General features: G+C 60.0%; 20 protein-coding genes. 12 read left to right on the top strand and 8 right to left on the bottom strand.

The window, feature by feature from the left end; all coding sequences use genetic code 11:
- Positions 1-79 precede the first annotated feature (79 nt).
- The 5 genes from gyrB (at position 80) to ABIA40_RS31510 (ending at position 7,846) form a co-directional block, all read left to right on the top strand.
- Entirely contained in the window at positions 80-2,515 is a 2,436-nt protein-coding gene (gene gyrB / locus ABIA40_RS31530; protein ID WP_036038672.1) for a DNA topoisomerase (ATP-hydrolyzing) subunit B, read from the top strand.
- A 106-nt stretch (positions 2,516-2,621) separates the two neighbouring features.
- Complete coding sequence (locus ABIA40_RS31525; protein WP_404545153.1) at positions 2,622-2,888, top strand: hypothetical protein; 267 nt, start codon at positions 2,622-2,624, stop codon at positions 2,886-2,888.
- Positions 2,889-3,463: 575 nt separating this feature from the next.
- Complete coding sequence (locus tag ABIA40_RS31520; protein ID WP_404545151.1) at positions 3,464-5,914, top strand: sensor histidine kinase; 2,451 nt, start codon at positions 3,464-3,466, stop codon at positions 5,912-5,914.
- Entirely contained in the window at positions 5,911-7,116 is a 1,206-nt protein-coding gene (locus tag ABIA40_RS31515) for a hypothetical protein (RefSeq protein ID WP_404545149.1), read from the top strand. Before ABIA40_RS31520 ends, ABIA40_RS31515 begins: the two co-directional genes overlap by 4 nt.
- Positions 7,076-7,846, top strand: coding sequence for a hypothetical protein (locus ABIA40_RS31510; protein ID WP_404545146.1), 771 nt, complete (start codon positions 7,076-7,078; stop codon positions 7,844-7,846). The genes ABIA40_RS31515 and ABIA40_RS31510 overlap by 41 nt, the downstream gene beginning before the upstream one ends.
- Here ABIA40_RS31510 and ABIA40_RS31505 read toward each other — a convergent pair.
- Both ABIA40_RS31505 and ABIA40_RS31500 read right to left on the bottom strand, forming a co-directional pair.
- A complete protein-coding gene (locus tag ABIA40_RS31505; protein ID WP_404545144.1) occupies positions 7,823-8,842 on the bottom strand; it encodes a hypothetical protein in 1,020 nt (339 codons plus the stop codon). The two genes, ABIA40_RS31510 and ABIA40_RS31505, sit on opposite strands and share 24 nt — an antisense overlap.
- Positions 8,839-9,489 (bottom strand): class I SAM-dependent methyltransferase, encoded by a 651-nt coding sequence (locus ABIA40_RS31500; protein WP_404545142.1) that lies wholly within the window; start codon positions 9,487-9,489, stop codon positions 8,839-8,841. The genes ABIA40_RS31505 and ABIA40_RS31500 overlap by 4 nt, the downstream gene beginning before the upstream one ends.
- Positions 9,490-9,626: 137 nt before the next feature.
- Between ABIA40_RS31500 and ABIA40_RS31495 the strand changes: the two genes are divergently transcribed.
- Genes ABIA40_RS31495 through ABIA40_RS31480 form a run of 4 tightly spaced genes read left to right on the top strand, consistent with a single transcriptional unit; the run spans position 9,627 to position 15,942 of the window.
- On the top strand, positions 9,627-10,805 hold the full coding sequence (locus tag ABIA40_RS31495; RefSeq protein ID WP_404545140.1) for a cysteine desulfurase family protein: 1,179 nt from the start codon (positions 9,627-9,629) through the stop codon (positions 10,803-10,805).
- A 13-nt stretch (positions 10,806-10,818) separates the two neighbouring features.
- Entirely contained in the window at positions 10,819-11,715 is an 897-nt protein-coding gene (locus tag ABIA40_RS31490) for a DUF4007 family protein (RefSeq protein ID WP_404545138.1), read from the top strand.
- Positions 11,706-15,128, top strand: a complete 3,423-nt coding sequence (locus ABIA40_RS31485) for a hypothetical protein (RefSeq protein WP_404545136.1) — start codon at positions 11,706-11,708, stop codon at positions 15,126-15,128. The genes ABIA40_RS31490 and ABIA40_RS31485 overlap by 10 nt, the downstream gene beginning before the upstream one ends.
- A complete protein-coding gene (locus ABIA40_RS31480; RefSeq protein WP_404545133.1) occupies positions 15,121-15,942 on the top strand; it encodes a phosphoadenosine phosphosulfate reductase family protein in 822 nt (273 codons plus the stop codon). Before ABIA40_RS31485 ends, ABIA40_RS31480 begins: the two co-directional genes overlap by 8 nt.
- Positions 15,943-16,229: 287 nt before the next feature.
- Here ABIA40_RS31480 and ABIA40_RS31475 read toward each other — a convergent pair whose 3' ends face one another.
- On the bottom strand, positions 16,230-16,589 hold the full coding sequence (locus ABIA40_RS31475; RefSeq protein WP_404545131.1) for a type II toxin-antitoxin system HigA family antitoxin: 360 nt from the start codon (positions 16,587-16,589) through the stop codon (positions 16,230-16,232).
- A 44-nt stretch (positions 16,590-16,633) separates the two neighbouring features.
- Entirely contained in the window at positions 16,634-16,894 is a 261-nt protein-coding gene (locus ABIA40_RS31470; RefSeq protein ID WP_404545130.1) for a helix-turn-helix domain-containing protein, read from the bottom strand.
- A gap of 456 nt (positions 16,895-17,350) precedes the next feature.
- On the opposite strand from ABIA40_RS31470, the gene ABIA40_RS31465 reads away from it, so the two are divergent.
- The 3 genes from ABIA40_RS31465 to murA all read left to right on the top strand — a co-directional run bounded on the left by ABIA40_RS31465 (position 17,351) and on the right by murA (position 20,728).
- Positions 17,351-17,617, top strand: a complete 267-nt coding sequence (locus ABIA40_RS31465) for a hypothetical protein (RefSeq protein WP_404545127.1) — start codon at positions 17,351-17,353, stop codon at positions 17,615-17,617.
- 1,091 nt (positions 17,618-18,708) lie between these two features.
- Positions 18,709-19,176 (top strand): hypothetical protein, encoded by a 468-nt coding sequence (locus ABIA40_RS31460; RefSeq protein WP_157284906.1) that lies wholly within the window; start codon positions 18,709-18,711, stop codon positions 19,174-19,176.
- A 259-nt stretch (positions 19,177-19,435) separates the two neighbouring features.
- Complete coding sequence (gene murA / locus ABIA40_RS31455; protein ID WP_036024088.1) at positions 19,436-20,728, top strand: UDP-N-acetylglucosamine 1-carboxyvinyltransferase; 1,293 nt, start codon at positions 19,436-19,438, stop codon at positions 20,726-20,728.
- A gap of 387 nt (positions 20,729-21,115) precedes the next feature.
- On the opposite strand, the gene ABIA40_RS31450 is transcribed toward murA, so the two are convergent.
- The 4 genes from ABIA40_RS31450 to ABIA40_RS31435 form a co-directional block, all read right to left on the bottom strand.
- Positions 21,116-21,559, bottom strand: a complete 444-nt coding sequence (locus tag ABIA40_RS31450) for a periplasmic heavy metal sensor (RefSeq protein ID WP_157284907.1) — start codon at positions 21,557-21,559, stop codon at positions 21,116-21,118.
- A complete protein-coding gene (locus ABIA40_RS31445) occupies positions 21,556-21,984 on the bottom strand; it encodes a hypothetical protein (RefSeq protein ID WP_404545124.1) in 429 nt (142 codons plus the stop codon). Before ABIA40_RS31445 ends, ABIA40_RS31450 begins: the two co-directional genes overlap by 4 nt.
- Positions 21,981-22,547, bottom strand: a complete 567-nt coding sequence (locus ABIA40_RS31440; RefSeq protein ID WP_275501917.1) for an RNA polymerase sigma factor — start codon at positions 22,545-22,547, stop codon at positions 21,981-21,983. The genes ABIA40_RS31445 and ABIA40_RS31440 overlap by 4 nt, the downstream gene beginning before the upstream one ends.
- 79 nt (positions 22,548-22,626) lie before the next feature.
- Positions 22,627-23,355: an outer membrane protein gene (locus tag ABIA40_RS31435; RefSeq protein WP_275501722.1), complete on the bottom strand. Its 729-nt coding sequence runs from the start codon at positions 23,353-23,355 to the stop codon at positions 22,627-22,629.
- Between the last annotated feature and the right edge of the window lie 99 nt (positions 23,356-23,454).

Raw genomic sequence — 23,454 nt, 5'->3', positions numbered from 1 at the left:
CGGTCTTTCATGGCACAAATAGCCCCGCAAATCAGCGCCTTTTGCGCCGCTGATTCGGGCGACATCTCGAAGGCCTCTCATGACAGAACCTGCTCGGCAGCACGCTGCCGAAAACGAGCCCTCCAACGCGAGCGATTACGGCGCGGAATCGATCCGCGTGCTCAAGGGACTCGATGCCGTCCGCAAGCGCCCGGGCATGTATATCGGCGACACCGACGACGGCTCGGGCCTGCACCATATGGTCTACGAAGTCGTCGACAACGCCATCGACGAAGCGCTCGCCGGCCATGCCTCGCGCGTCGAGGTGATCCTCAACGCGGATAATTCCGTCACCGTGCGCGACGACGGCCGCGGCATTCCCGTCGACATCCACAAGGGCGAAGGCATCTCGGCGGCCGAGGTCATCATGACACAGCTGCACGCCGGCGGTAAGTTCGACCAGAACTCCTACAAGGTTTCCGGCGGCCTGCACGGCGTCGGCGTCTCCGTCGTCAACGCGCTGTCGAGCAAGCTCGGCTTGCGCATCTGGCGTGACAACAAGGAGCACTATATCGAGTTCGCCCACGGCGATGCCGTGGCGCCGCTGAAGGTCGTCGGCGATGCCCCGGGCAAGCGCGGCACCGAGGTGACGTTCCTGGCCTCGACCGAGACCTTCAAGAACGTCGAATACGACTTCGCCACGCTCGAGCATCGGCTGCGCGAGCTCGCCTTCCTCAATTCCGGCGTCAACATCGTGCTCTCCGACATGCGCCACGCGGTCGAGAAGCGCGAGGAGATGTTCTATTCCGGCGGCGTCGAGGAGTTCGTCAAATATCTCGACCGCAACAAGAAGGCGCTGGTGCCGGCGCCGATCATGGTGCGCTCGGAAGCCAACGGCATCGGCGTCGAGGCCGCTTTGTGGTGGAACGACAGCTACCACGAGAACGTGCTGTGCTTCACCAACAACATCCCGCAGCGTGACGGCGGCACCCATCTCGCCGGCTTCCGCGGCGCGCTGACGCGCCAGGTCAACGGCTATGCCGAGGCCAATGCCAAGAAGGAAAAGATCGCGCTGACCGGCGACGATTGCCGCGAAGGGCTCACCGCCGTTCTCTCGGTGAAGGTACCCGATCCGAAGTTTTCGTCGCAAACCAAGGACAAGCTGGTGTCCTCGGAAGTGCGCCCCGTGGTCGAGAACGTCCTCAACGAGGCGCTTGCCGCCTGGTTCGAGGAGCACCCGAGCGAAGCCAAGATGATCGTCGGCAAGGTGATCCAGGCCGCGGCGGCCCGTGAAGCGGCGCGAAAGGCGCGCGAGCTGACGCGCAAGAGCCCGCTCTCGGTCTCCTCGCTGCCGGGCAAGCTCGCCGACTGCCAGGAAAAGGATCCGGCCAAGTCCGAGCTCTTCATCGTCGAGGGCGACTCGGCAGGCGGCAGCGCCAAGCAGGGCCGCAACCGCGAATTCCAGGCCGTCTTGCCGCTCCGCGGCAAGATCCTGAACGTCGAGCGCGTGCGTCCCGACAAGATGCTGTCGTCAGAGCAGATCGGCACGCTAATCACCGCGCTCGGCACCGGCATCAGCGACGAGTTCTCGGTCGAGAAGCTGCGCTATCACAAGATCATCGTGATGACGGACGCCGACGTCGACGGCGCTCACATCCGCACGCTGCTGCTGACGTTCTTCTACCGGCAGATGCGCGACATCATCGACGGCGGCTATCTCTATATCGCCCAGCCGCCGCTCTATAAGGTCTCACGCGGCAAGTCCGAGCAGTACCTGAAGGACGAGCGGGCGCTGGAAGACTATCTCATCGACGCTGGCCTCGATGATTGCGTGTACATCCCCGGCACCGGCGGCGACCGCTCCGGGCGCGATCTGCGCGCACTGGTCGACGACGCCCGCGTAGTCCGCAGCGTCCTGCGCAACCTGCACAGCCGCTATAACCGCAAGGTGGTCGAGCAGGCCGCCATCACCGGCGTGCTGAACAAGGAGATCTACGGCGATCCCGAGAAGGCGGCGGCCGCCGCGCAATACATCGCGAGCCGGCTGGACAACCAGGCCGAGGAGGTCGAGCGCGGCTGGGTCGGACAATTCATCGAGGGCCAGGGCTTCCTGTTCGAGCGCACCGTGCGCGGTGTCAAGGAAGCCGCCGTCATTGACGATGCGCTGCTTGGCTCGGCCGAGGCGCGCAAGCTCGACGAATACACGACCAAGCTCCAGGACGTTTACGCCCGCTCCGGCAAGCTGCGGCGCAAGGACTCAGAGCACGTGGTCCACGGCCCGGTCGATCTGTTCGAGGCCGTGACCGATTCGGGCCGCAAGGGCATCAGCCTGCAGCGCTACAAAGGCCTCGGCGAGATGAACCCGGAGCAGCTCTGGGAAACGACGCTCGACACCGAGGCACGCTCGCTGCTCCAGGTGAAGGTTAAGGAGGTCGACGAGGCCGACGACATCTTCACCAAGCTGATGGGCGACGTCGTCGAGCCCCGCCGCGATTTCATTCAGGAACATTCGCTGAGCGCGACGATCGATATTTGAGGGCTCGCTGCTTTGTCGAGCAACGCATATCTCTGACTCTATGACCAGGATCTCTGACTCGAATTGCGCACAACCTTGACTCTGTTACTTACTACCAAAGATTGAGATGACGCTGCACACGCAGCAATCGGCTACAATTAATGGCATCCCCAAGCATTTGGCTTCAAATAAAGTCAACATCGGCGCAAACGGCAGCAGCCGTACCTTTGTTGACGAATTAGTCGAACTGCTCGAACCCAGACAATGCGCAGATCGAATTAAATTTATGAAATTTGAGATAATGAGGCGGTCGCCCCTTGAGGGCGACAGCTCGAGCAGTTTCTGTCCCGTCTCTTTCGAATGGAAGGCTTTAGGGGCGTGGGCGGGCGAGTGATCGCTGAGCTGGTAGCATGGTGGGACACTTTTTTCGGATCGAACGCAGGCCGTATCCCGCGGCCGTCTAGCGTCATTCTGACAACGGACTGGTCTCTGCCCCGAGCGCACCTGAGCTTGCCCGGCGGGATGTAGCGACGCTGAAAGTCGTCGATCGTGCCGAAGGAACCCTCGCCCGTGGAGCGGAAATGAGCTCGCCCCTCGACGACGCCTGGATCGTTGGTAACTTACGGCTACGCCCTGCTGGGTTGCTGCCAGCACGCCACGCGCCCGCCTAACCAAAGTCGCTTTGCTGGCTGCAAATCCATTACGTTTAGCGGCGAGCTGAATTCCCCGTCTGTCGACGTGCTGGTCCGACGCCAGGGAGGCCAGCTAGGTCACCTCCCAAGGACTTGCCGCTGCGTCAGAGTTTTGCTGCAGTAGCGAATTGCATTTTGCAAACCCAGACGTTCTGATTGGACCTGAGGCCTGTTGCGTGTCCATTCATGCGGGTTAAGAACTCCTAAGCACAACTGCGAATTGAATTTCGGCGTGTTTCGTGCTGGTACTGTTGGAAGGCAGCCACCCGAGGGACCGATGAACGACAGCCTTTGTGGCGATAGCGAGAGGTTAACTCGCCATCTGTTAGAATATCGGATCGGGCCGGAGGATAGGGTAGTGAGTTTCCGCTTTGCCGCGCGAACCATGTTGGAGCTCGGCAAGGAGCTCATTAGCTCCGACGAGGTCGCGCTTTACGAATTGATAAAGAATGGCATCGACGCGGGCTCTCCGCGCGTTGAGATCAACGCTAGAGTCGTCCTGCCATATGCTGCGTACTCCGCCGCGCTGGAGAGCCTGGACGGGGGGATACAAACCCGAAGAGTTCTGACCGAGCTCCGCGCAAAAATACTCCCCGGAACGCCGACCGAGAGAACTGCTGCCTTTTTCGCGACCCTTGAGCCCGCCGTCGGCCGCGCCACTCGCTTTCGAGCGGCCCTGAAGGCTGCATACCGGCGACACAATTGGATCGAGATCAGCGATATCGGCGAAGGTATGTCGATGGAGACGTTGTCCGACGTCTATTTGACGGTGGGCACTCGATCGCGCCGACGCATGAACGTCGCGGGAGCAAGTTACCTGGGCGACAAGGGCGTCGGCCGCCTTTCAGCCATGCGACTTGGAAATTATCTTGAGGTAAAGACTTCAACCGCGGAAGAACGCCGTTGGAACAAGTTGCGGATCGATTGGACTTTGTTCAGTCACGAATCCGAACAATCAGTCGGCGACATCGACATAAAACCAAAGTTGGGCCCGGTCAAAGACGACAAAGCCGAGCAAGGTACCGTGATACGAGTCTCGGATCTCACCGTCGAGTGGAACGAGACCACCTTCGCAGCGCTCTTCCAGGGCAAAATTGCTCGGATGATCGATCCGTTCGTTCCTGGCCGCGGCAATAAACTTCTCAGGGTTCGCTTTAACGGTTCGCGCATAGCGATCCCTTCGATCCCTGCCGAGCTGTTAAAACAGGCTCACGCCACCTGCTTCGCGTCATTGACCTTCGAGGACAACGAGCCTGTTCTAGAGGGCACGGTAAGCTACCCCTATCGAAACGCATCGCGACCCATCGCGCAGCGCGGAGCGGAAGTTTACTCAATAACACAGAACGTCTTCCGACGACGTGGAAAGCGCGGCCATGCGGCGACGCTAGCGGCTCCGATCCGTCCCAAGGCTCTCAAAGATCTGGGACCAGTCGATGTCAAGGTCTATTGGTACAACCGACTTGTAGTCGAGAAAATCCCCGATCTGACGAACACGGTGAAAGAAACCCGCGACGAAATCCGTCGGTGGTCGGGCGGCCCAATGCTGTTCCGCTACGGTTTTCGGATCCTGCCTTACGGCGAGCCTGACGACGATTGGGTCGAACTAGACCGCAATGCGTTCGGACAATCGGGCTTCAAGCTGAACCGGCAACAGGTTATCGGCCGTGTAAGCGTTAAATCCGCACATACCGCGCTCAGCGAGCAGACTAATCGCGAGGGTCTTGTTGCGTCCGATGCGCAGCAAGCTCTGCGAACCATCGTTATGTGGCTGTTGCACGGAGAGCTTCGCGAGCTCATCAACACGGCAGACAAAGCAGAACAAATCAACCGGCGCGAAGCAGAGAAGCTATCGTTCGATTTTCGTGAAACTCAGGGAAGCGTGACGGAAGCCTTGGAGACGCTTCGTCGTCAAACCACGCCCCAGCAACGTGAGGCAGTTGACCGGCTCGGTAAGCTTGTGAAACTAATGGGCGACCAGTGTGAGAAGCTGGTCGGCAAGACAAACGAAGCCATCGACGATTCCGTCGAAGAGCGTGAGAAGTTTGTCCATCTCGCGGGCATCGGCCTCATGACTGAATTCATCTTCCACGAACTCGACAGGGCTGTCGGGCACACGATGGAGCTTTTGGCGAATGTCGACGGGTTGTCCCAGAAGGCCGCGCTCGAAGCACTCGAAATCCAGCTTCATACGCTTCAGAAGCGCGTGGCGGCATTTGACGAGCTTGCCGGAGAGAAACGTCAGACGAAATCAACCTTCGACCTTGGCGATACAGTTCGCCTCGTTCTGGAAAACCATCAAAATCAGTTCCGGCGTCACTCCATCAAGATCAACTTCGATTTCGAAGGCAAGTACAAGATCAATGCCGTGAAAGGCATGGTCATTCAGATATTGGAGAACCTGATCGCAAACTCGGTCTACTGGCTCAAGCAGCAGAAGAACCTAGAACCGAAGTTCAAGCCCGAGATTACGATCGATATAGATCCTGAGAGCAAAGCGATGACCGTGGAGGACAACGGTCCCGGCATCGATCCGCGCAGGCGCGAAACGATCTTTGAGCCCTTTGTCACTTCGAAGCCGCCGGGCCAGGGGCGAGGCCTAGGTCTCTATATCTCGAAAGAACTAGCCAGATATCACGACTGGCAACTGTACTTGGACGACAGGGTGGGCAGAGTGCGACTGGGAAGAATGAACATGTTCGTACTCGACATGGACGATGAGAGAAAATGATCCTTCAGGAGAACCTGCATTTCGCTATCAAGAACAGCAAGATTTCGAAGATTGCGGTGATAGATGACGCTTTCGATTTGCCCATAATCGACAACAAAAACGCTGGCCCATTATTGGAGCTTTTCGACGAAGAGACGTTCAAGGCGACCGCGGCAGAGGCCAATATCACGCCAGAATCCATCGACGGCGCCGTCGTGGCATTGGAAAGCTCTCAATATACCAGCGAGAAACTCCTATCTGTTCTGAGTGCGCTTTACCAGAAATTCGGCGAAAAGTTCGATGAACGTTTCAATCCGGGCGGAATCTTCGGGCATCAAGTCCCGAATCTGAAGCATCTCGCTCCCATCATGAGGCTTCTCAACACGTGCGATCCAAAGCCGGAGGTTGTGAAGTACGGGTCTAGCTTCGACGACTTCGAAGAAGCAAAAGATGTTGGACTGATCTTTATCGATGCATTTCTAGATCAGACTGTATCCGCGGAGAGCGCTCCACGCGCGAAAACGGCAGCCAAGAAGAACTCTTTAGAAGCAGTAACCGCGTTGATCCGCTCGCTCGGAAACAACGCGCCGTCGGTCATCTTGATGTCCTCGTCGGGCGAGGTCCGAAAGGAAGCAGAAAAATATCGCGCCGAAATTCAGACCGAAGAGAAAAAGGGATTGGTTTTCGCAAGTCGGTTTGGCTTTCTGGAGAAGACACGACTGAAGATCGTCGGCGACAAGGTCGGAGTGGAAGATGACGCCGCCGACGACCTTTTGGACATCTTCCAATCGTATCAATTCGGAAGATCAATGCATACGGCTCTTGAAACCTGGCTCTCGAGCGCCGAAAAGGCTGCTGCGGCGATGCGAGGTGACCTTCAGAGCCTGCATCTGAAAGATTTTGCGTACTTGGTACGCTTTCGGCTCCAGGAGGAAGGTCAGAGCCTCGTCGAGTACCTAGATTGGTTCTTCGGCGAGTGCCTCGTTGATACTTTGGGCAAGAAGATCGACGAAGCTTCTTCTTCTGACGAAGTCGTAGACTTCCTCAACTCGAAAGGAGCCGAGCTAATCGAGGGCGCCTATGAGGGTGCTACAGCGACTGTCGCCGATCTCTTCCACCGAGTGCGGATCGAGAGCCCTCGAAAAATTCGCAAAGGAGGTTTTTCGTCTCGGGGATCTCTTTATGGCCGGGAAGAAAACGATTGTCGCGATCATGACTCCTGATTGCGATCTGGTGCCCCGTGGAAAATCAAAAAAGCCAATCGCCTCGAAGGTCCTGTTGGTAAGCGGAGACATAAAGGAGTTCGACGCTCCGGAAACAACGGTTTCCGACTTCATCATGATTGATGGGAAGCCTCGCAATATCAAGTGGGATCCCAAGAAGATCGAGACCCGGGACTTCGATGGCTTTCCTGGGGAAGGGCTCAAGTACGTGGGGACGCTTCGTCCGCTGTATGCGCAGGAGCTCCAGCGCAATGTCCTCCACGACCTGGGCAGGGTTGGCGTCGCGACGGCTCCTGCGATCGGCGTGAAGGCCGCGGTATCCGTACACGTGCAAAAGAAGGCTGGCGAAAAAGAGAAGATCGCGCTCGGTAACACGAAAGCTGCCGACTGCACGATCGTGCTCAGTCGTGGTGGCACAGCGAAGGCGAGTGTGCTTTTTCGGCGTGGTTTCGTTCCGGAGTTGCTTACCGCACTCGCGGAGCTAGACGTTAATGAGTTGGCGAAGCATGCCGAGGGGGCGATTGCCGCGCTGAATAAGGATGGAGCCAGAAGTAAGTTCGAGAAGATGTATAGGAATGGCGTCTTCTTCGAAGACACGATCGACTTTGGAATTTGCCTAACGTCGAGCAAGAAGCTCCGCAGTAAGAACGATCAGACGTGGTGCTGGATATTGGTCGAGATGGGAGATGAGCTTCTCGCCGAGACGTTAGACACCGCCTCGATCAGCTGACGCCAACCATACAGGCAGCTTCAGCCCCTCCGGTATGGCCAGTTCCGGCGCCGGAGGGTGCAACTCCATCGGCTTTTTGCGAATGAGCTCGATCCGGCCGTGGATTCGTTTTGTTTCCAGGTCGACAATTTCGTCCAGTTGGCGCGGATAGACGTAGTGCTCATAGCGCCCTGGATCGTTGTCGAGCTTGCTTTCCGACGCGAGCATCATGATCCTGAAATGACTTGCCGCTCGCCAGAGGTAGGGTTGAACCGCGTTACTTACCAACCCCGATTTGTCCTGGATCAGATCCAACAGTTTTTTGTCGATCGCCAGAATTTCCTCCACCAAGGCGGCTTCGCCGCTGCTGAACTGGTCTCTCCATTTCGGATCGAGCAAGCACACGAGGATACGCATATCCTTGCCCGCGGCATGGCGATTTTTCAGATCGCTTGCGATCAATTCGTTTGTTTTAGAGAGCTGCACATACGGACCGTAGAAGTTGTCCAGCTTCGATTGCAGTGCCTCCAGTTCCGCTTCATTCGCCTTCTGGATTGTCGTCCCTCGGCTAGCGATAAGATTGAATATAATCGCAATCGCTGCGACGAGAGCGCCAAAAATGCCCGCGATACCGGTCAGAAGAGGCGCCCAGTCCCTTGGCCGCCAGCTGCCGTCATCCTTCTCGGACGAGCAGTTGCATTGAACGACTGGCGTCTTGTTGGCTTCGCCCGCCTGACTCGGAGCTGGGCCTGCCGGCGGGCGGGGTGAGGCGATTGGTGCAGGACCAGGCGAGATGTTCGCCGTTGGCGACGGCGATGGTGGGATCGGTGCCGGTTGCGGCTGAAGCGTCGCGCTGGGTGCTGGCGCAATCACCGGGGTGGGACTGGCCTTTGCCGGTGATGGCGCGACCCGGGGCGCCGTGGTGCCCTTGGCCGGCTCCTCGGCGGCCGCCATTCCAATAGTCGCGAAGCCGCAAAGGATTGCTCCGGCGACCAAACGTACGATCAGTTGTCTCATGCAGCAGCTGCCAGCGAAGTCATCCACCGTTCAGGGCGTCCGTGGGAGCCCTTACGGTTACCTTGGTTGAATGTGGTCGAAAGAGGTTGAAACCCGGCAGCGGTCACGCGTTCTTGCCAGTCCGCGTTTTCGTAGAACGTAAAGAACCTACCGTCAGCATCCAGCAAGTCCCCCACACCGACCTTCAATGACGCGAACATTAGGCCTCCACGCCTCAGAACGCGCCGGACCTCTTTGAGCGCGGTGACGAGGTCGCCGCGCGGCAGGTGGAGGAGCGAGGCGGACGCCCAGACGCCGTCAAAGCTGTCGTCGCGGAATGGAATTGCTCTCATGTCGGCGACGACGACGGGGGCCTGTGCGTTGAGGTGTGCTATCTTCGCTATCGGTTCCGAATAGTCCAAACCGCATGCGGCATGACCGAGACCGCGAAAGGCTCCAAGATCATAGCCGCCGCCACAGCCGAGATCCAAGATTCTCCCCCGGGGCAGACGTTTGGAAAAATCTTCCAGCAAAGGGGTCAAAGTTCGCCGACGCGTCGTATCGGCGTACTCCTGAGCACGCGTCTCGTAGAACCTCTGCGTCCGGTCCTCAACCGCCGGCCGCGGGCGAACAGCCGCCTTCCGGCGGCCTGTCGTCGACTTGCTCATGGGCTTCCCGCCGGACCTCCGGAGCGCCGCATCGGCCAACAAAGCGGTTGAAACATGCATCCGCAACGTGTGAGCCTGCGACTATTCGTTGTACATGTAGCAAGAAGGACTCGCAGCACCAACCTGGCATTATCCCCTTGATTTATCTTGATCATCAGGCGACCACCGCCGCCGACCCCCGCGTCATCGACGCCATGATGCCATGGTGGCGCGAGCGAGCGGCAAATGCGCATTCCACCCACATTAAAGGACAGGCAGCGCGCGATGCCATCGAGGGGGCACGAGCGGATGTCGCGGCCCTGATCGGAGCCGAGCCGGGGGAGATAATCTTCACTTCAGGTGCGACAGAAGCGTCCAATTTGGCGCTCCGGGGTTCGCTCGGACGCGGGCGGCACGCGATCACGACAACCATTGAACACAGCTGCGTACGGGAAACCCTGCGAATGCTTTCAAAGCAGGGCGTGTCTGTGACGGAGGTCGGGGTCAGTGGGGACGGCGTGGTCGATCCATCCGCAATCGAGTCCTCGATCTCGAGTAACACCCGCATCGTCTCGGTCATGGCCGTCAACAACGAGGTCGGGACCGTTCAAGCCTTGGCCGATATCGGCGCCTCTTGCCGGAGTCACGACGTCGCGTTCCATACCGACGCGGCTCAGGCCGCGGGAAAGACGCCGCTCGACGTCAAAGGAATGAAGATCGATCTCCTAAGCATCTCAGCGCACAAGCTTTACGGTCCCCAGGGGATCGGAGCTCTCTACTGCCGCCAGTCCCTGCGTTCCGGACTGACGCCGATCCTAACCGGCGGCGGCCAAGAACGTGGCACCCGCTCGGGCACCCTTCCGACTGCCCTCTGTGTGGGCTTCGGCGCTGCTTGCCGCATTGCTGCTGCCGAAATGGCAAGCGAGTCGGCGAGACTCATGGATTTGAGAGAGCGCTTCCTGGCCCGCCTCTTGGGATCGGTCGACGGAATTCAGGTCAATGGCTCCTTGACCGAGCGCATCGCCGGCAATCTCAATCTAGCCTTCGACGGGATTGATGCAGAGTCTCTGCTCTACAGGCTGCCCGATCTCGCGTTGTCGACCGGCTCCGCCTGTTCTTCCGCGGCGATTGCCCCCTCGCATGTGCTGCTGGCGATGGGTCTTAGCCAGGAGGCTGCCCAATCGTCTGTGCGTATCGGATTTGGTCGGGAAACACAGGCTGCGGAAGTCGACTCCGCCGTCGTGATGATTAGCGAAGCCGTGAAGGCCTTGCGTCTTGCTGGTGGGTCTCTCAAGGTCGACGGAGAGACCAAAACCCGCAAGCAGGGCCGCCGTTAGCGTAGGTATCGAGATGTCTGAACGCGACTACGAAGTATTTTCGGGCCACGAGTCGTTTGCGTGCCGCTACGGCTGGCTGCCGAAGCTCCACGAAGCGCTTCTGGATGATCCGGAACTCTTTGGTGACGACGACGATGCCATTGTGACGCTGGGCATCGGCAAGAACATGGTCCGATCGATCCGTTTCTGGGGCGACGCATTTGGTCTTACGCAGGCTGACGGAAAGCGCATTGTGCCGACCGAGTTCGGCAGCGCTCTGTTAGATCAGAAGAAAGGTCTCGATCCCTATCTCGAAAGCAATGCATCGTTGTGGCGCCTGCATTGGAAGATCACGACTTCCGCGAACTTGGGGGCCTGGACGTCTGCTTTTCTGGATCTCCCCGATACGGAGATCCTGAAGGAGGCCTTCCTCAAAGCGGTCCAGGGGAAGGCGGTCTCTGCGCGGGGCACTATCACCTCCGGCACGGTGGCCCAACATGTAGACGTGTTCCTTCGCACTTACGACGCCGGCCGCGCTTCAGCTTCGGCGGTGGTCGAGGAGGGTCTGGGCTGTCCGCTTCAGGAACTAGGGTTGCTCGAGGTCGCCGATTTTGGAGCCAACCCGGTGATCCGTTTCCGGCGAGGCCCTAAGCCCGATATCGACGTTGCAACGATTGCCTTTGCAGTCGCCGATTTTTGGCGCTTGGTCGCACCCAACAGCCTTTCCCTTTCGTTTCGCTCGCTGATGGTGGACCGTCGGTCGCCGGGCACTGTTTTCCGTCTCGATGAGGCCTCCATGCATCGAGCACTCGAGGATCTGACGGGTGCCGTGAGAGGTCTCTCGCTGCGTGAGGACGGCGCGGGTGGGGTCGATCTCATCAGAACTCAGCAAATGACGCTGAACCGGCTGGAGGACGTGGCGTGGCAGTGAAGCGTAACAAGCTTGCCGACCGGATTTCGATCGGGCGTAGGTACGTCCGATCCGTCGACTTAGGACGGGACCTCACGGATCCGCACGCTCTTTCCGGCTATGTCATCACACCTGCCGTGCGGGACGCGCTGCAGCGGATTTTGAACGGCCTGCGCAACGACTCTACTCAAAGGGCATTCCGCGTTACTGGACCTTACGGGGTCGGCAAATCCGCGTTCGGCTTGCTGTTGGCGAAGTTCTTCCAGGATCGCCTGGATGGTAAGAGCGGCTCGGCGGCCAAGCTGCTTCGAACCGAAGAAGTGCCTCTTCCAGGCGTACCAAAGTACTTCCCAATCGTGGTCATCGGCCGTCGGGCGAATTTCGCGGACTGCCTTCTGGCAGAGCTGACCAAATCTGCACGCACCTTACGCGGAGCCAAGGCGTCGGCATTCGCGAAGGATTGCGAAGCATTGGCCAAATCGAGGGCTAAGGGCACCCGTAACGATATGGAGGTGCTCGATCTTCTTCGTCGCTTTGCGTCCGAGTTGAACACAAGCGGCGGCGTTCTGCTTCTCGTTGACGAAATGGGCCGCTTCCTGGAGTATGCCGCCCTGCATCGGCAGGAGTCTGATCCCTCATTCTTCCAGCAGCTCGCTGAGCGCGCCGGTGGTGTCCAAAAAGACCCACTAGCGGTGGTTGCCTTCCTTCACCATCGCTTCGCAGACTACGCGGCCGGCCTTGGTGAGTGGGTCGAAGCGGAGTGGGTTCGCTCAGCCGAGCGATACGAGGACGTCTCGCTCCACGATTCTACCGAACAGACCGCTTTCCTCCTGGCTGAGGCAATCGTTCATCGGCCGGCAGAGGAAGGCGAAATCGCCACTCGCGCGCAGAAGCTCTACAGCGAGGCAGCGGCAAAAGGCGTATTCACCACCCGGAAGAGTGAGCTCGCGAAGATCGGTCCCCGCCTCTTCCCGCTCCACCCTGCTGCGGTCGCGTGTCTCGCCAATATCGCAGGTCGTTTCGGTCAGAACGAACGTTCGGTATTCAGCTTCTTGCATTCACTGGAGCCGCACGGTTTCCAGCGGTTTATCCATGCCAATCCTCATTCGGTGGACGTCTGGTACAGCCTGGCAGACCTTTACGACTACGTGGCGGCGCTGGGCGACGTGCGCTTTAGATCGGCCGACCGGGAGCGCCGCTGGGAGCTTCTGAGGAACGCGGTCGCCGAAGGCGTAGACTTGCAAGAGTTGCCGCTTCGCGCCTTGAAATGCGTCGGACTTCTCGCCGTTCTCGAGCCGACGCCCGGACTACGCGCCGATCCAACGACCGTCGCTTGGTGCCTGGACACTTCGGTCAAGGAGACCGAACAAGCACTCAAATCGCTTGTGGAGCGCAAGCTGTTGTACGTTCGCGCGCATCGCGACGATTATAGCCTTTGGGCGAGCACCAGCGTCGATCTCGACGGCTGGCTCGAAAAGGCAAGGACGCAAACTCCTCAGGTCAAGCGCCTTGATTCCGTGCTGGCGGCGCTTCCGCCGGCTCGGCCGCTCGTCGCCCACAAGCACTATCATCGCACGGGTACTCTTCGCGCTTTCACGGTGTCCTACTGGAACGGCGAAGGCGACGCGACGCTCAAGATCGCGCCCGATTGCGATGGTACAATCGTCGTTGTGCCGGTCTACCCCGATCAAAGCCTTCAAGCGGTCGGGAAGGACATCATTTCTAGGACCGACGCGACCGATGAGCTTACGCTTTACTGTGTCCGACAAATCACCCCGAGCGCGCTCGCCGCAGCTTGGGATCTGGCTTTGTGGCGTTGGATCGAGCAGAACTGTGGGGATCTGCGGGTCGACGACCTCGCCAGGCGCGAAGTGCGAGGGCGCATTGAGGCCGCGTCGGACGCGCTTCAATCTGCGCTCGAGCCTTTCGGACGGCTTTCCTTGCCTGGGTCCGAAGAAATCTGGATCTACCGCGGGAAGGCGCTCGATATCGCGGACCGGAGCCTGCTTAACCGCAAGCTCAGCGACATCTGCGACAAGGTCTTCGCGGATGGTCCCATTCTCCGAAATGAGCTCATCAACAGGTCGCGGTTGTCGAGCGCGGCGGCCAGCGCGCGCATGCGACTGCTCGAAGCTATGGTTCAGACCGCTGATCAGCCCTATTTGGGCTTCACGGGCGCCCCTCCGGAGCGCACCGTCTATCTTTCACTCTTTCAGTCCACGAACATCCATCGGCAGGAAGAAGGCCACTGGTCCTTCTTGCTGCCCTCCCCGGACGATAAGAACTGGGGACCGGTTTGGAAGAAGATCGAGGCGGTTCTTCAAGAGCGTGGATACTGCACGTTTGAGGAGATCTCAGCCGAACTGGCCAAGCCACCCATTGGGCTGCGCGCCGGGCCTGCCCTGCCGATGATCGCTGCCTTCATGCTCTATCATCGCAGGCAGGTCGCAGTCTTTGAGCGGAATAGCTTCCAACCCGAACTTTCAGCCGCGCACTTTATGCGCCTCGCGAAGAGTCCGGCAAATTTTGCTCTCAAGTATCTTGGAACGTCGCAATCCGCGTCTGCAATTCTGGAACGCCTCTCTACAGATCTCGATATCTGGCCTGACGGTGCACAACCGGAAGCCTCCCTACGACCCGTCGTGGAAGCGCTCTATCGCTGGTGGCAAGCAATACCAGCGTACGGCAAGGAGACCGGTACCGTCTCCAAACATGCCCAAGCAATCCGGACGGCACTAAAGAAAGCTTATGAGCCGATCGATCTGATTTATATCCAATTGCCCCAAGCCTGCGATCTGCCGGCTATGGAGCCAGAAGCGTACAATCGTAAGCAGGCTGATACATTCGTAGAGCTGCTCAACATATCGTTCCAAGAGATCTCGGATGCGTCTGAACGAGTGCGCAGCGAAGCTCAGGCGGCCCTTCTCGAGGCATTTGGCGCTCGCACCATCGAAAAACTAAGAACGCAGATTGGAAACGACTACGGCCGACATACATTGAAGCTCACAGACTATCGTCTGCGTGCTTTCATTGATCGTGCTACCGATTCCAGCACTGGCGACCAGGCTTGGCTTGACGGCGTAGGAAGCCTACTGACCGGCAAGCGCATCGATGCTTGGAAGGATGATACGATCGACAACTTCATCTTCGAGGCGAGAGCCATTTGCGCCCGGTTAGCAAGATGGCTCGCCCACATGAAGCTCGAAGACGCCGATTCAGTTTCGCTGGTCAGCGTTCATGTTGTAGACACAACTGGGCACGAGGACATGGTCGTCGTCCGCAAGGGTACCCTGACGAAGGAAACGGCCGACAAGGTGACCCAGATCAAGAAGATGCTGGCGAGCGCTAAGGACCCTTCCTCCGTACTCGCCCACGTTATGGCGGATCAGTTGAAGAAGCCGACGAAGGAACCGAAAGAACGCACTGATGGCTGAGACCAAGAAGACCAGGCACATACTCAGCCTATCCGGAGGAAAGGACAGCGCTGCTCTCGCGCTCTACATGCGGGACCGCGTCCCGGAGATGGAGTACATCTTCAGCGATACCCGCAAGGAACTCCCCGAGACCTACCAGTATCTCGAACGGATCGAAGACTATCTCGGCAAGCGGGTAAATCGGCTCAATGCGGAGCTAGGCTTCGATCATTGGTATGACGTATATGGCGGAATGATCCCGTCGAACCACCGGCGGTGGTGCACCCGACAGCTCAAATTGAAGCCGTTCGAAGACTTCGTCGGCGACGATCCGGTTCTCAATTACGTTGGTCTTCGGGCAGACGAGGACCGGAGCGGTTACATTAGCCATAAGCCCAACATCACCCCCGTCTATCCGTTCAAGGACGACGGTTTGAAGCTGATCGACATCCAGGAAATTCTGCTGTCCAGTGGTGTTGGCATGCCGCCCTACACGGACTGGGGACGAACTCGCTCAGGCTGCTACTTCTGTTTCTACCAACAGAAGATCGAGTGGGTGCGTCTGAAGGAGGCTCATCCGACCCTGTTCGAGGAAGCCAAAAAGTACGAGCGCCCCTACGAAGGAAGCGGCAACGTGTTTACTTGGACCTCGGGCGAGAGTCTCGAGGAGCTTGAACAGCCCGAGCGGATGCAGAGGATCCGGGACGAGCACGAGCGTCGCAAACACCATGCAACGATCCGCGGCGCGAACCTGACGCTTGAACAGGTCTTTGCCAGGGCATTTGAGGAAGAGGATCAGGAAAGCCGCGAGGCCTGTGCGATCTGCACAATCTAGTTCTTAGATCGCATCACTCCTCCGGCGGCTTAATGCCCATCTCCCTTAATCTCTCAAGGGTGTAGTAGCACTGCCCGCCGCGGCAGACGCATCCCGGTCCGCAAGGCGTCCCGTTTGTCCTTGCCGGCACAAGGGTGTGTCGCGGCTCCGAATATTGACCCCTTTCGGCTTCCAACATTGACCCGGCTCACTGCTCCAATTCGAAATTGATCCAGGCGCTTACTGCATATAAGGCGGGGTCAATGTTGGGCGCCGGTCGGAGGTCAAAAGCCGCGCCGATCCACACTTCAACTCGCGGAAATCAGCAAATCCGCCGGAATATGGAAACGTTCGCGCAGACGCTCCACCATCGTCATGCTCAATTCGCGCTTGCCGGACATGACCTCGCTGACGCGACTCGCAGTGCCCAGAAGGGGCACAAGATCAGCGCGCGTCAAACCATGTTGCTCCACCAGATAGGTCAGCAAATCGGGCAACGGCGGCGCTTTGCGCGGCCAACGCCTGCGTTCATACGCCTCGATAAGGCGAGCCTGCGCTACCATGCGCGCTCGATCGGCAGCCTCGTTCGATTGCATCAGCTTGCCGACAAGCGCCTTGGCCGCCTCATGATCGGCCTGGTTCTGGATAATTATCAATATTGTCTTCATCACACCGTCTCCGCTCCCGCTTTGTCATGCCGCGGATTCGTCCACTAGGGCTTAGGAGCAGTCGTCTCGATGCCACTGGCTATCTGCTCTCGAAACAGGAACCGAATTCCCGCGTCTTCCAACGTCTGGCGCAAGCGCTCCAAGGTCGAGGAGTAAGGTACCGAATGGCCTTGCTCGAAGCGGTTGAGCGTCTCTTTTGAAAGCCCAGCGAGTTTCGCCAGATGCTCCTGATTCCAACTCAGCCAAGCGCGAGCGGCCCTCACTTGAGCAGGCGTGATGTAAGGCGCCTGGTTCGGGTTAACCATAAGTTCCGACCGTAGTTGGAGTCTTGCCTCGCATTTGCTATTATTAAGAGGTCGTTAAGTAGATCCTCGGGTCGGGTGGGGCCGACCGTTACTTAAAACAGCGATCGAATCCTACAGCCTAATCCTTGCCAGGTCATTGGTCTGGCAAAATGGAACCGTTCGTCCCTAGCTCATCCGGACGATTACGTAGGAGAGTCCTTGGCGCGACCAAGCGACGCCTCACGAGGCCTCGCGACAATTTTCGGAATTGTCTAACTAACTAGCTTTCCGTTCGATATCAACCACCTTGCTTTGGGGGAATGCATGCGCTCGGCCTGGCGAAACGTCCAAAATGCGTCAAACGTCACTTATCCGGACGCGATGCGCCGTACTTCGCTGCCTCCCACCCGTTGGTGGCGCGCACGGAGCCCTCACGAATTCTCGCGGAAAGACATACGGACGATCCGGGAATTTCTCTTGCGCTACGAACGCGTTGCTGATTGCGATTGGCTCGGCGCAGTTGGCGGCGATCCGGCGACGGCCGTTGGCATTGCCATCAAGGGATTACAACGCCACGGGTTGAAGAATCCGGTTACGGATGCCGTGGTCTCGGCCATCCTGTGCTGTGCGTTGGAGGGAGATCCCACCGCGAAGATGGTCTTGATCTCCGCTCTTCGACGCCGCGCAAAAATCGATCCGCTTTGTAACATGCTGAGACTGCACTGGCTTCACATCCAGTTCTGACCGACGTGCCCTCCAAAGCAGCAGAACCAGCCGCGCGTCCATCTAGGCGGCTTTTGCCTGACATACCTTTGGCACGGAGATGCCGAGTGAACGTTCCCACGCACGACTGGCGTATCGTTTTAATTTGCAAGTATCGCAGCTTGTTTCAACCTCCTTCGAAAGCTCCGGTGCTCGCAAAGGGATACCCCGAGTGCGGTTCAGGCTGGAGCAACGTTCTTGCGCGCGCTTGCGATCGAATAACTGAGGCACTCCGAGCGACAGAGTGGATTGTGCTCTTGAAGATCTCGTCAAAGAATGGATCTCTCCGGATCTATTGGAACGGTGAACTGTCGGAGTTCTCAAAATTTCGCATTCAAAACGCTGTTGCACTTGCGGAAGCGAGATCAACCGTCACTTGCGAACTCTGCGGCGCAAGCGGCCAGATCCATCGCTCAGTTGGAGCGCTGATAACCCGCTGCAGCGAGCACGCAGAAGGCGTGCTAGTTCCGGTTAAGCCTAGATATATGAACGTTCACATCGTCCATCATCGGCCCATCAACGGACCCTCGACAGTCACCTGCCGCCGATACGATCGAGATACCGACGCGTTCGTGAATATCGAGCCATCGCCCATCGAATTCGACGCCTTAAAATAGCGCCCTCATCGAAAGCGCTCTTCTGGGCGGTTTGGCGCGATGCCGGGCCCGCGCGGAGCGACCGATTGCGCCAGCGCCCTGGAGGCTGTGGACATGAAGGTCATTATCATGGAGGACGGCGAGCGCGCGCGGTCCGTCTACGTGCGGAGCCGCAGAGTCAGGGAATTGCGTTATTCGAGTCAGCTTTATGTGTTAGCGTGACTGAGTGGCCGTTGATTCCTTTGCGGAATTTCGGACGGCCGGGTTAGGGTTTTCCGTTAGACGACATGCTTCCGCGGCGTCGTGGCCGGGCTTGTCCCGGCCATCCACGTCTTGCCCCGCGGAACAAAGAACGTGGATGCCCGGGACGAGCCCGGGCATGACGGCGCACCAATTCGGCTCTGAACCTCACCACGGGCCGTCGCGACGAAACGGCATGAACCCGCAAGGCCAATTCCGGCCGGGAAATGTCGCGCCATGACCGCCTCTGCAACGCCCAGTTCCGCTGTGCCCTCACGCCGCCTCGGCATCATCGGCAGCATCGTCGGCGTGCTGGCGCTGATGGCGGCGGTGCTGCCGCATTGGGTCGTGCCGATCGTGTTTCCGCCGCCGCCGGCGGACAAGGTGATCGTCGACACCGGACATCGCATCAAGGACCGCATCGTCGCGAAGGTGAAGGGCGTCGAGTATCAGGCTCCGAAGGTCGAGAAGTCGGCTGGACGAAGCTGGAGTGAAACCGCATCGGTCACGGCAATCTCGCTCGGCCTGCTCGCCATCCTGCTTTCGGTGCTCTCCCTGATCTTCCGGGAGGAACGGCTCCTCGCCGCCGTCGCCGCCACGCTCGGCACCGGCGCCATCGCCATCGAAATCTCCTTTTTCATGATGGGGGCCCTGATCCTGATCGCGATCCTCTATGTGATCGGGAATATCATCGGGCTGTTTTGAGGGCCGCTTGCCACAAGCTCCCGTCCTCATCCTGATGAGCCCGCAAAAGCGGGCGTCTCGAAGGATGGCCACGGGCGACATAGGGGCTTGCATGGTTCGAGACGCGCGTTCCGCGCTCCTCACCATGAGGGATCAGCAGCCTCGCCTGGGCTCACGGAACGGCCACGAACCACCGCCCAGTACAATTGCTCCCGCGCTCAAATCTCTGTAGTTTCCGCCCGAAACAGGCCCTCCCACTCAACAGGACAGCGAGAACCCCGTGGCGCCCATCCAATACATCGTCGAGGGCGGTCACCGGCTCTCGGGCTCGATCGAGCCGTCCGGCAATAAGAATTCGGCGCTACCGATCATCGCCGCCGCGCTGCTGACCGAGCATCCGGTCGTGCTGGAGAACGTGCCGCGGATCCGCGACACCGAGACGCTGGTCGAGCTGGTCCGCTCGGTCGGCGCGTCGGCCGAATGGTCCGCGCGCAACACGCTTCATATCCATGCCAAGAGCATCCGCGCCGCCGACCTCGACCCCGAGCTGTGCGTGCGTATTCGCGCCTCGATCCTGCTCGCCGGGCCGCTGCTCGCCCGCTGCGGCGAAGTGATGCTGCCGCCGCCGGGCGGCGACGTCATCGGCCGCCGCCGGCTGGACACGCATGTGCTCGCGCTGGAGCAGCTCGGCGCCAAGGTCACCGCGACCGACCGGCTCGAATTCCGCGCGCCAAAGCTCGCGGGCGCGGACGTGTTCCTGGACGAGCCGAGCGTCACCGCCACCGAGAACGCGCTGGTCGCGGCGGTCGCCGCCGACGGCATCACCTATTTGCGCAACGCGGCCTCCGAGCCGCATGTGCAGGACCTCGCCAATTTCTTGGTCGCGCTCGGCGCCAGGATCGAAGGCATCGGCACCAACACCATGATCATTCATGGTCAAGCGACGCTCGGCGGGACGACGTACCGGATCCAGCCCGACCACATCGAGGTTGGCTCGCTGATCGGGCTTGCCGCGGTGACGCGCTCGCCCTTGCGCATCGCGCGCGCGGGCGTCGAGCATCTGCGCTCGATCCGCATGGGCTTCGAGCGGCTCGGCATCGTCTGCCGGATCGAGGGCGACGACCTCATCGTGCCCTCCAATCAGACATTGAAGATCCAGGACGATTTCGGCGGCCATGTGCCCAAGCTGGAGGACCAGCCCTGGCCGGCCTTCCCCGCCGACCTGATGTCGATCGCCATCGTTACCGCCACGCAATGCGAGGGCGTGATCCTGATGTTCGAGAAGATGTTCGAATCCAGGATGTTCTTCGTCGACAAGCTGATCGCGATGGGCGCGCGCATCGTGCTGTGCGACCCGCACCGCGCCATCATCGCCGGCCCCAGCCGCCTGCACGGCGCCACGATGACCTCGCCCGACATCCGCGCCGGCATGGCGATGCTGCTCGCGGCCGTGTGCGCCGAGGGCACCTCGACCATCAACAACGCCGACCAGATCGAGCGCGGCTATGAGCGCATCGAGGAGCGGCTGAACGCGCTTGGTGCGAAGATCAAGCGCGTGCCGGAGCGGAGCTAACCCGGTCTATTTTGACGGATTCGCGTCGACGGCCTGTTTGCAGGCCCCGGACAAGCTCGCGTAATTGTCGCCGAGGCATTTGCGGATGCGGCCGCCCCCGGGCATGGTGCCGGCGCAGAACCGTGAATAGTCTGCCTTGCAGGCCTGCTTCGCCTCACTCCGCGCATCGCCTGCGGAGGCTTGCGAAAGAAACAGCACGAGAAGTGCGACCAGACTCGCGGCCGCAAGACCCGCACGCACGTAGACGGCCGTCCGATGCGAGAACCTCACCACTGGTCCGCTTGCCGTCCTGTCAAATCGTTGCACCATATCATCTCCACCAATTCGCAGACATCGATGTAGGTGATACGTCTGGACGGGCCGAATCCCTCGTTCACTCTGCGCGGCTCAGCGAAAATAGCCGCCGACGAGTTGTCGGCGTCCTTTCGCTGAAATTCGTTCCAGCATCTCGACGAAGGTCGAGACGACGAGGTCGCCAATCTTCACGCGCTTGTCGCGGGCATCCTTCACGGCTGCTTCCAGCTCGGCCTTGTCGAGATTCGTCTGCGCCGCCGTTTTCATCGCCTTCATCAATGCGAGCCGGTACTCGGCCTGGAGCGGAGCCAGCTCCGCCTCCTTGCCGCGATAGATGCTCCACAGGATCTCCGCGTCTTCCGCCGGAAGTCTTTCGGCGACACGCTCGATCATGCGTAGCGGCACGGCTGCGCCCGGTCGAAAGCCGCCGGACAGCAGCCATTGCGCCGAGACATAGGTGAACAGCACGACGTTGACGCACAGCGACAGCAGCATGAGCGCCCGCCAGGGAGTGGACCATTCTCGCCAGAACTTCATTGCACCGATCCATAGCCGATTGCGTAGATGTCGAAGACGCCGCTCATGACGGATAGGGGGTCCGACGGCGCGTGGGCATAGGGCAGCGCTCCCGCCAGCCACACACCCACCATCACAGAGCAGGCGAGACTTGCGGCGGGAACGAGCGCCGGCCAGCGCAACAGGCGCTGATGCCATGCCGGCCGAGGCTGCTGCGGAACGGCGGCGAGCCTTTGCAGGACCAGAAAGCTCGACCGATCCGCCCGCGCCGTCTCGATCTCCGGGGCGACGGCAAGGAGCCGGTCGAGGCGCGACTGCTGGTCCAGGACCGCAGCGCCTTCCGCAGTCGCCGCAATCCGCCGCGCGGCCTCGCGCGTCGGCGCGGGCCAGCGCTCGACGTCACCTCCCCATGTCTCGGCCAATTGTCTGAACTGTTCGGGCGTCATACGTGGCTCCCCGTCTGCTGTATTTTCTGAACATTTGCCTTGAGCGCCGTGCGGGCGCGGCCCAGCAGCGATTCGAACGCCTTGGCGCTGAGATTCATCGCGTTCGCCGCCTCCTCACCGCTCAATCCCTCCATGTGGAAGAGGGCGATCGCGCCGCGCTGCCGGTCCGACAGGCCGGCCATCGCGCGGTTGAGAAGGCGAACCTCCTCATCGGCGATGAGCCGTTCGACGGCGTGCGGTCCCGAATCGGGCACATCGCCAGCGTCTTCGAGGGGCTGGAACGTTCGGCGCCGCGTGCGGTCGAACGTCAGGTTGAGGACGATGCGGTAGAGCCAGGTCGTGAATTTCGCAACCTCTGGGTCGAAAGAGGCTGCGTGCGTCCAGACACGCATGAACGCCTCCTGGCCGATGTCGTCGGCCTCGACCGGGTCGCGCACGATCCGCTCCGCGACCCGCAGCGCCCGAGGCATATGGCGCCGCATGAGGACGCGAAACGCGTGCTGCCGCTGCGCCGAAACCTCCGCCATCAAGGTCTCGTCCGATGGCTCTTCCATCACATCGATCTGTTGCTCTGGCCTGCGGACATCATAGCCGAGAATTGCGAACCGATCCTACCAGGCGATAGCCGCCTCCAACCGAGCATCAAAAGCGCCAATAGACTCCGGCTCGTACTGTGTGCGTGTCGAGCCGGGACTCGCGCGCGCCGAACGTCGTCGCGCCGATCGTCTGGGCGGCCAGCGTCTTCGAGCCGTAATTGTCATAGAGATATTCGAGCCGGACCGAGGCCTGCGGTGCGAAGCGGAATTCCCCGCCCGCTCCGATCGACCAGCCGATCCGTGTATCGCTCCAGCTCGCAACGGCGCCGATCCCATTGTCGAACGCCTTGCTCTCGACGCCCGCGACGGCAAGGCCACCGGCGGCGAACAGCAGCGTGCGGTCGAAAGCATAGCCGATCCGTCCACGGAGGTGGCTGTTCCAATTGACCGCGGATTGGAGCTGCGTGACGGCGGGTGTCGGCGCAAAGCCGGTATCGATCGTCGCGCGCGCATCGACGAAGTTCACGTCGCCCTCGAGCCCGGCGACGATCCGGCCCCATTGCGCCGAGAAGCCCGCCGTTGCACCCACGATCGCGCCCTTCGGATCGACAAAGTGGAATTCACCCGTCGCCGGCAGCGAGATATCGGAGCGGCCCGAAAGATAGCCGGCCTGAACGCCGAAATAGGGCCCCGCCCAGCTCAGCAGGGCTGCCGACGCCACCTGCGGGGGCGGCGCTGCGGGCAGCCTCAGGTCGGCCGCTGCAGCGGCGCCGGCACTCAGGATGGCAGAACCGATGAACAGCGCGGCGAACGTCAGTCTAAATCTCGTTATCATGCTCAATTTCCAATGTGAGACCGGCCCAGATTCGCCGCACATGACGAATACGGCGCAACCCGACCTTTCCTTCGCCTGAGCCCCGCCCTTTTTTCAGCG

Source organism: Bradyrhizobium sp. USDA 223 (genome assembly GCF_044909005.1).
GTDB lineage: Bacteria > Pseudomonadota > Alphaproteobacteria > Rhizobiales > Xanthobacteraceae > Bradyrhizobium > Bradyrhizobium yuanmingense.
This window is presented reverse-complemented; position numbering and strand designations above follow the sequence as displayed.

Coding starts and splice junctions, on each gene's coding strand:
- gyrB (WP_036038672.1), top strand. CDS start 80: ATGACAGAACCTGCTCGGCAGCACGCTGCCGAAAACGAGCCCTCCAAC.
- ABIA40_RS31525 (WP_404545153.1), top strand. CDS start 2,622: ATGACGCTGCACACGCAGCAATCGGCTACAATTAATGGCATCCCCAAG.
- ABIA40_RS31520 (WP_404545151.1), top strand. CDS start 3,464: ATGAACGACAGCCTTTGTGGCGATAGCGAGAGGTTAACTCGCCATCTG.
- ABIA40_RS31515 (WP_404545149.1), top strand. CDS start 5,911: ATGATCCTTCAGGAGAACCTGCATTTCGCTATCAAGAACAGCAAGATT.
- ABIA40_RS31510 (WP_404545146.1), top strand. CDS start 7,076: ATGGCCGGGAAGAAAACGATTGTCGCGATCATGACTCCTGATTGCGAT.
- ABIA40_RS31505 (WP_404545144.1), bottom strand. CDS start 8,842: ATGAGACAACTGATCGTACGTTTGGTCGCCGGAGCAATCCTTTGCGGC.
- ABIA40_RS31500 (WP_404545142.1), bottom strand. CDS start 9,489: ATGAGCAAGTCGACGACAGGCCGCCGGAAGGCGGCTGTTCGCCCGCGG.
- ABIA40_RS31490 (WP_404545138.1), top strand. CDS start 10,819: ATGTCTGAACGCGACTACGAAGTATTTTCGGGCCACGAGTCGTTTGCG.
- ABIA40_RS31480 (WP_404545133.1), top strand. CDS start 15,121: ATGGCTGAGACCAAGAAGACCAGGCACATACTCAGCCTATCCGGAGGA.
- ABIA40_RS31475 (WP_404545131.1), bottom strand. CDS start 16,589: ATGAAGACAATATTGATAATTATCCAGAACCAGGCCGATCATGAGGCG.
- ABIA40_RS31470 (WP_404545130.1), bottom strand. CDS start 16,894: ATGGTTAACCCGAACCAGGCGCCTTACATCACGCCTGCTCAAGTGAGG.
- ABIA40_RS31460 (WP_157284906.1), top strand. CDS start 18,709: ATGACCGCCTCTGCAACGCCCAGTTCCGCTGTGCCCTCACGCCGCCTC.
- ABIA40_RS31450 (WP_157284907.1), bottom strand. CDS start 21,559: ATGAAGTTCTGGCGAGAATGGTCCACTCCCTGGCGGGCGCTCATGCTG.
- ABIA40_RS31445 (WP_404545124.1), bottom strand. CDS start 21,984: ATGACGCCCGAACAGTTCAGACAATTGGCCGAGACATGGGGAGGTGAC.
- ABIA40_RS31435 (WP_275501722.1), bottom strand. CDS start 23,355: ATGATAACGAGATTTAGACTGACGTTCGCCGCGCTGTTCATCGGTTCT.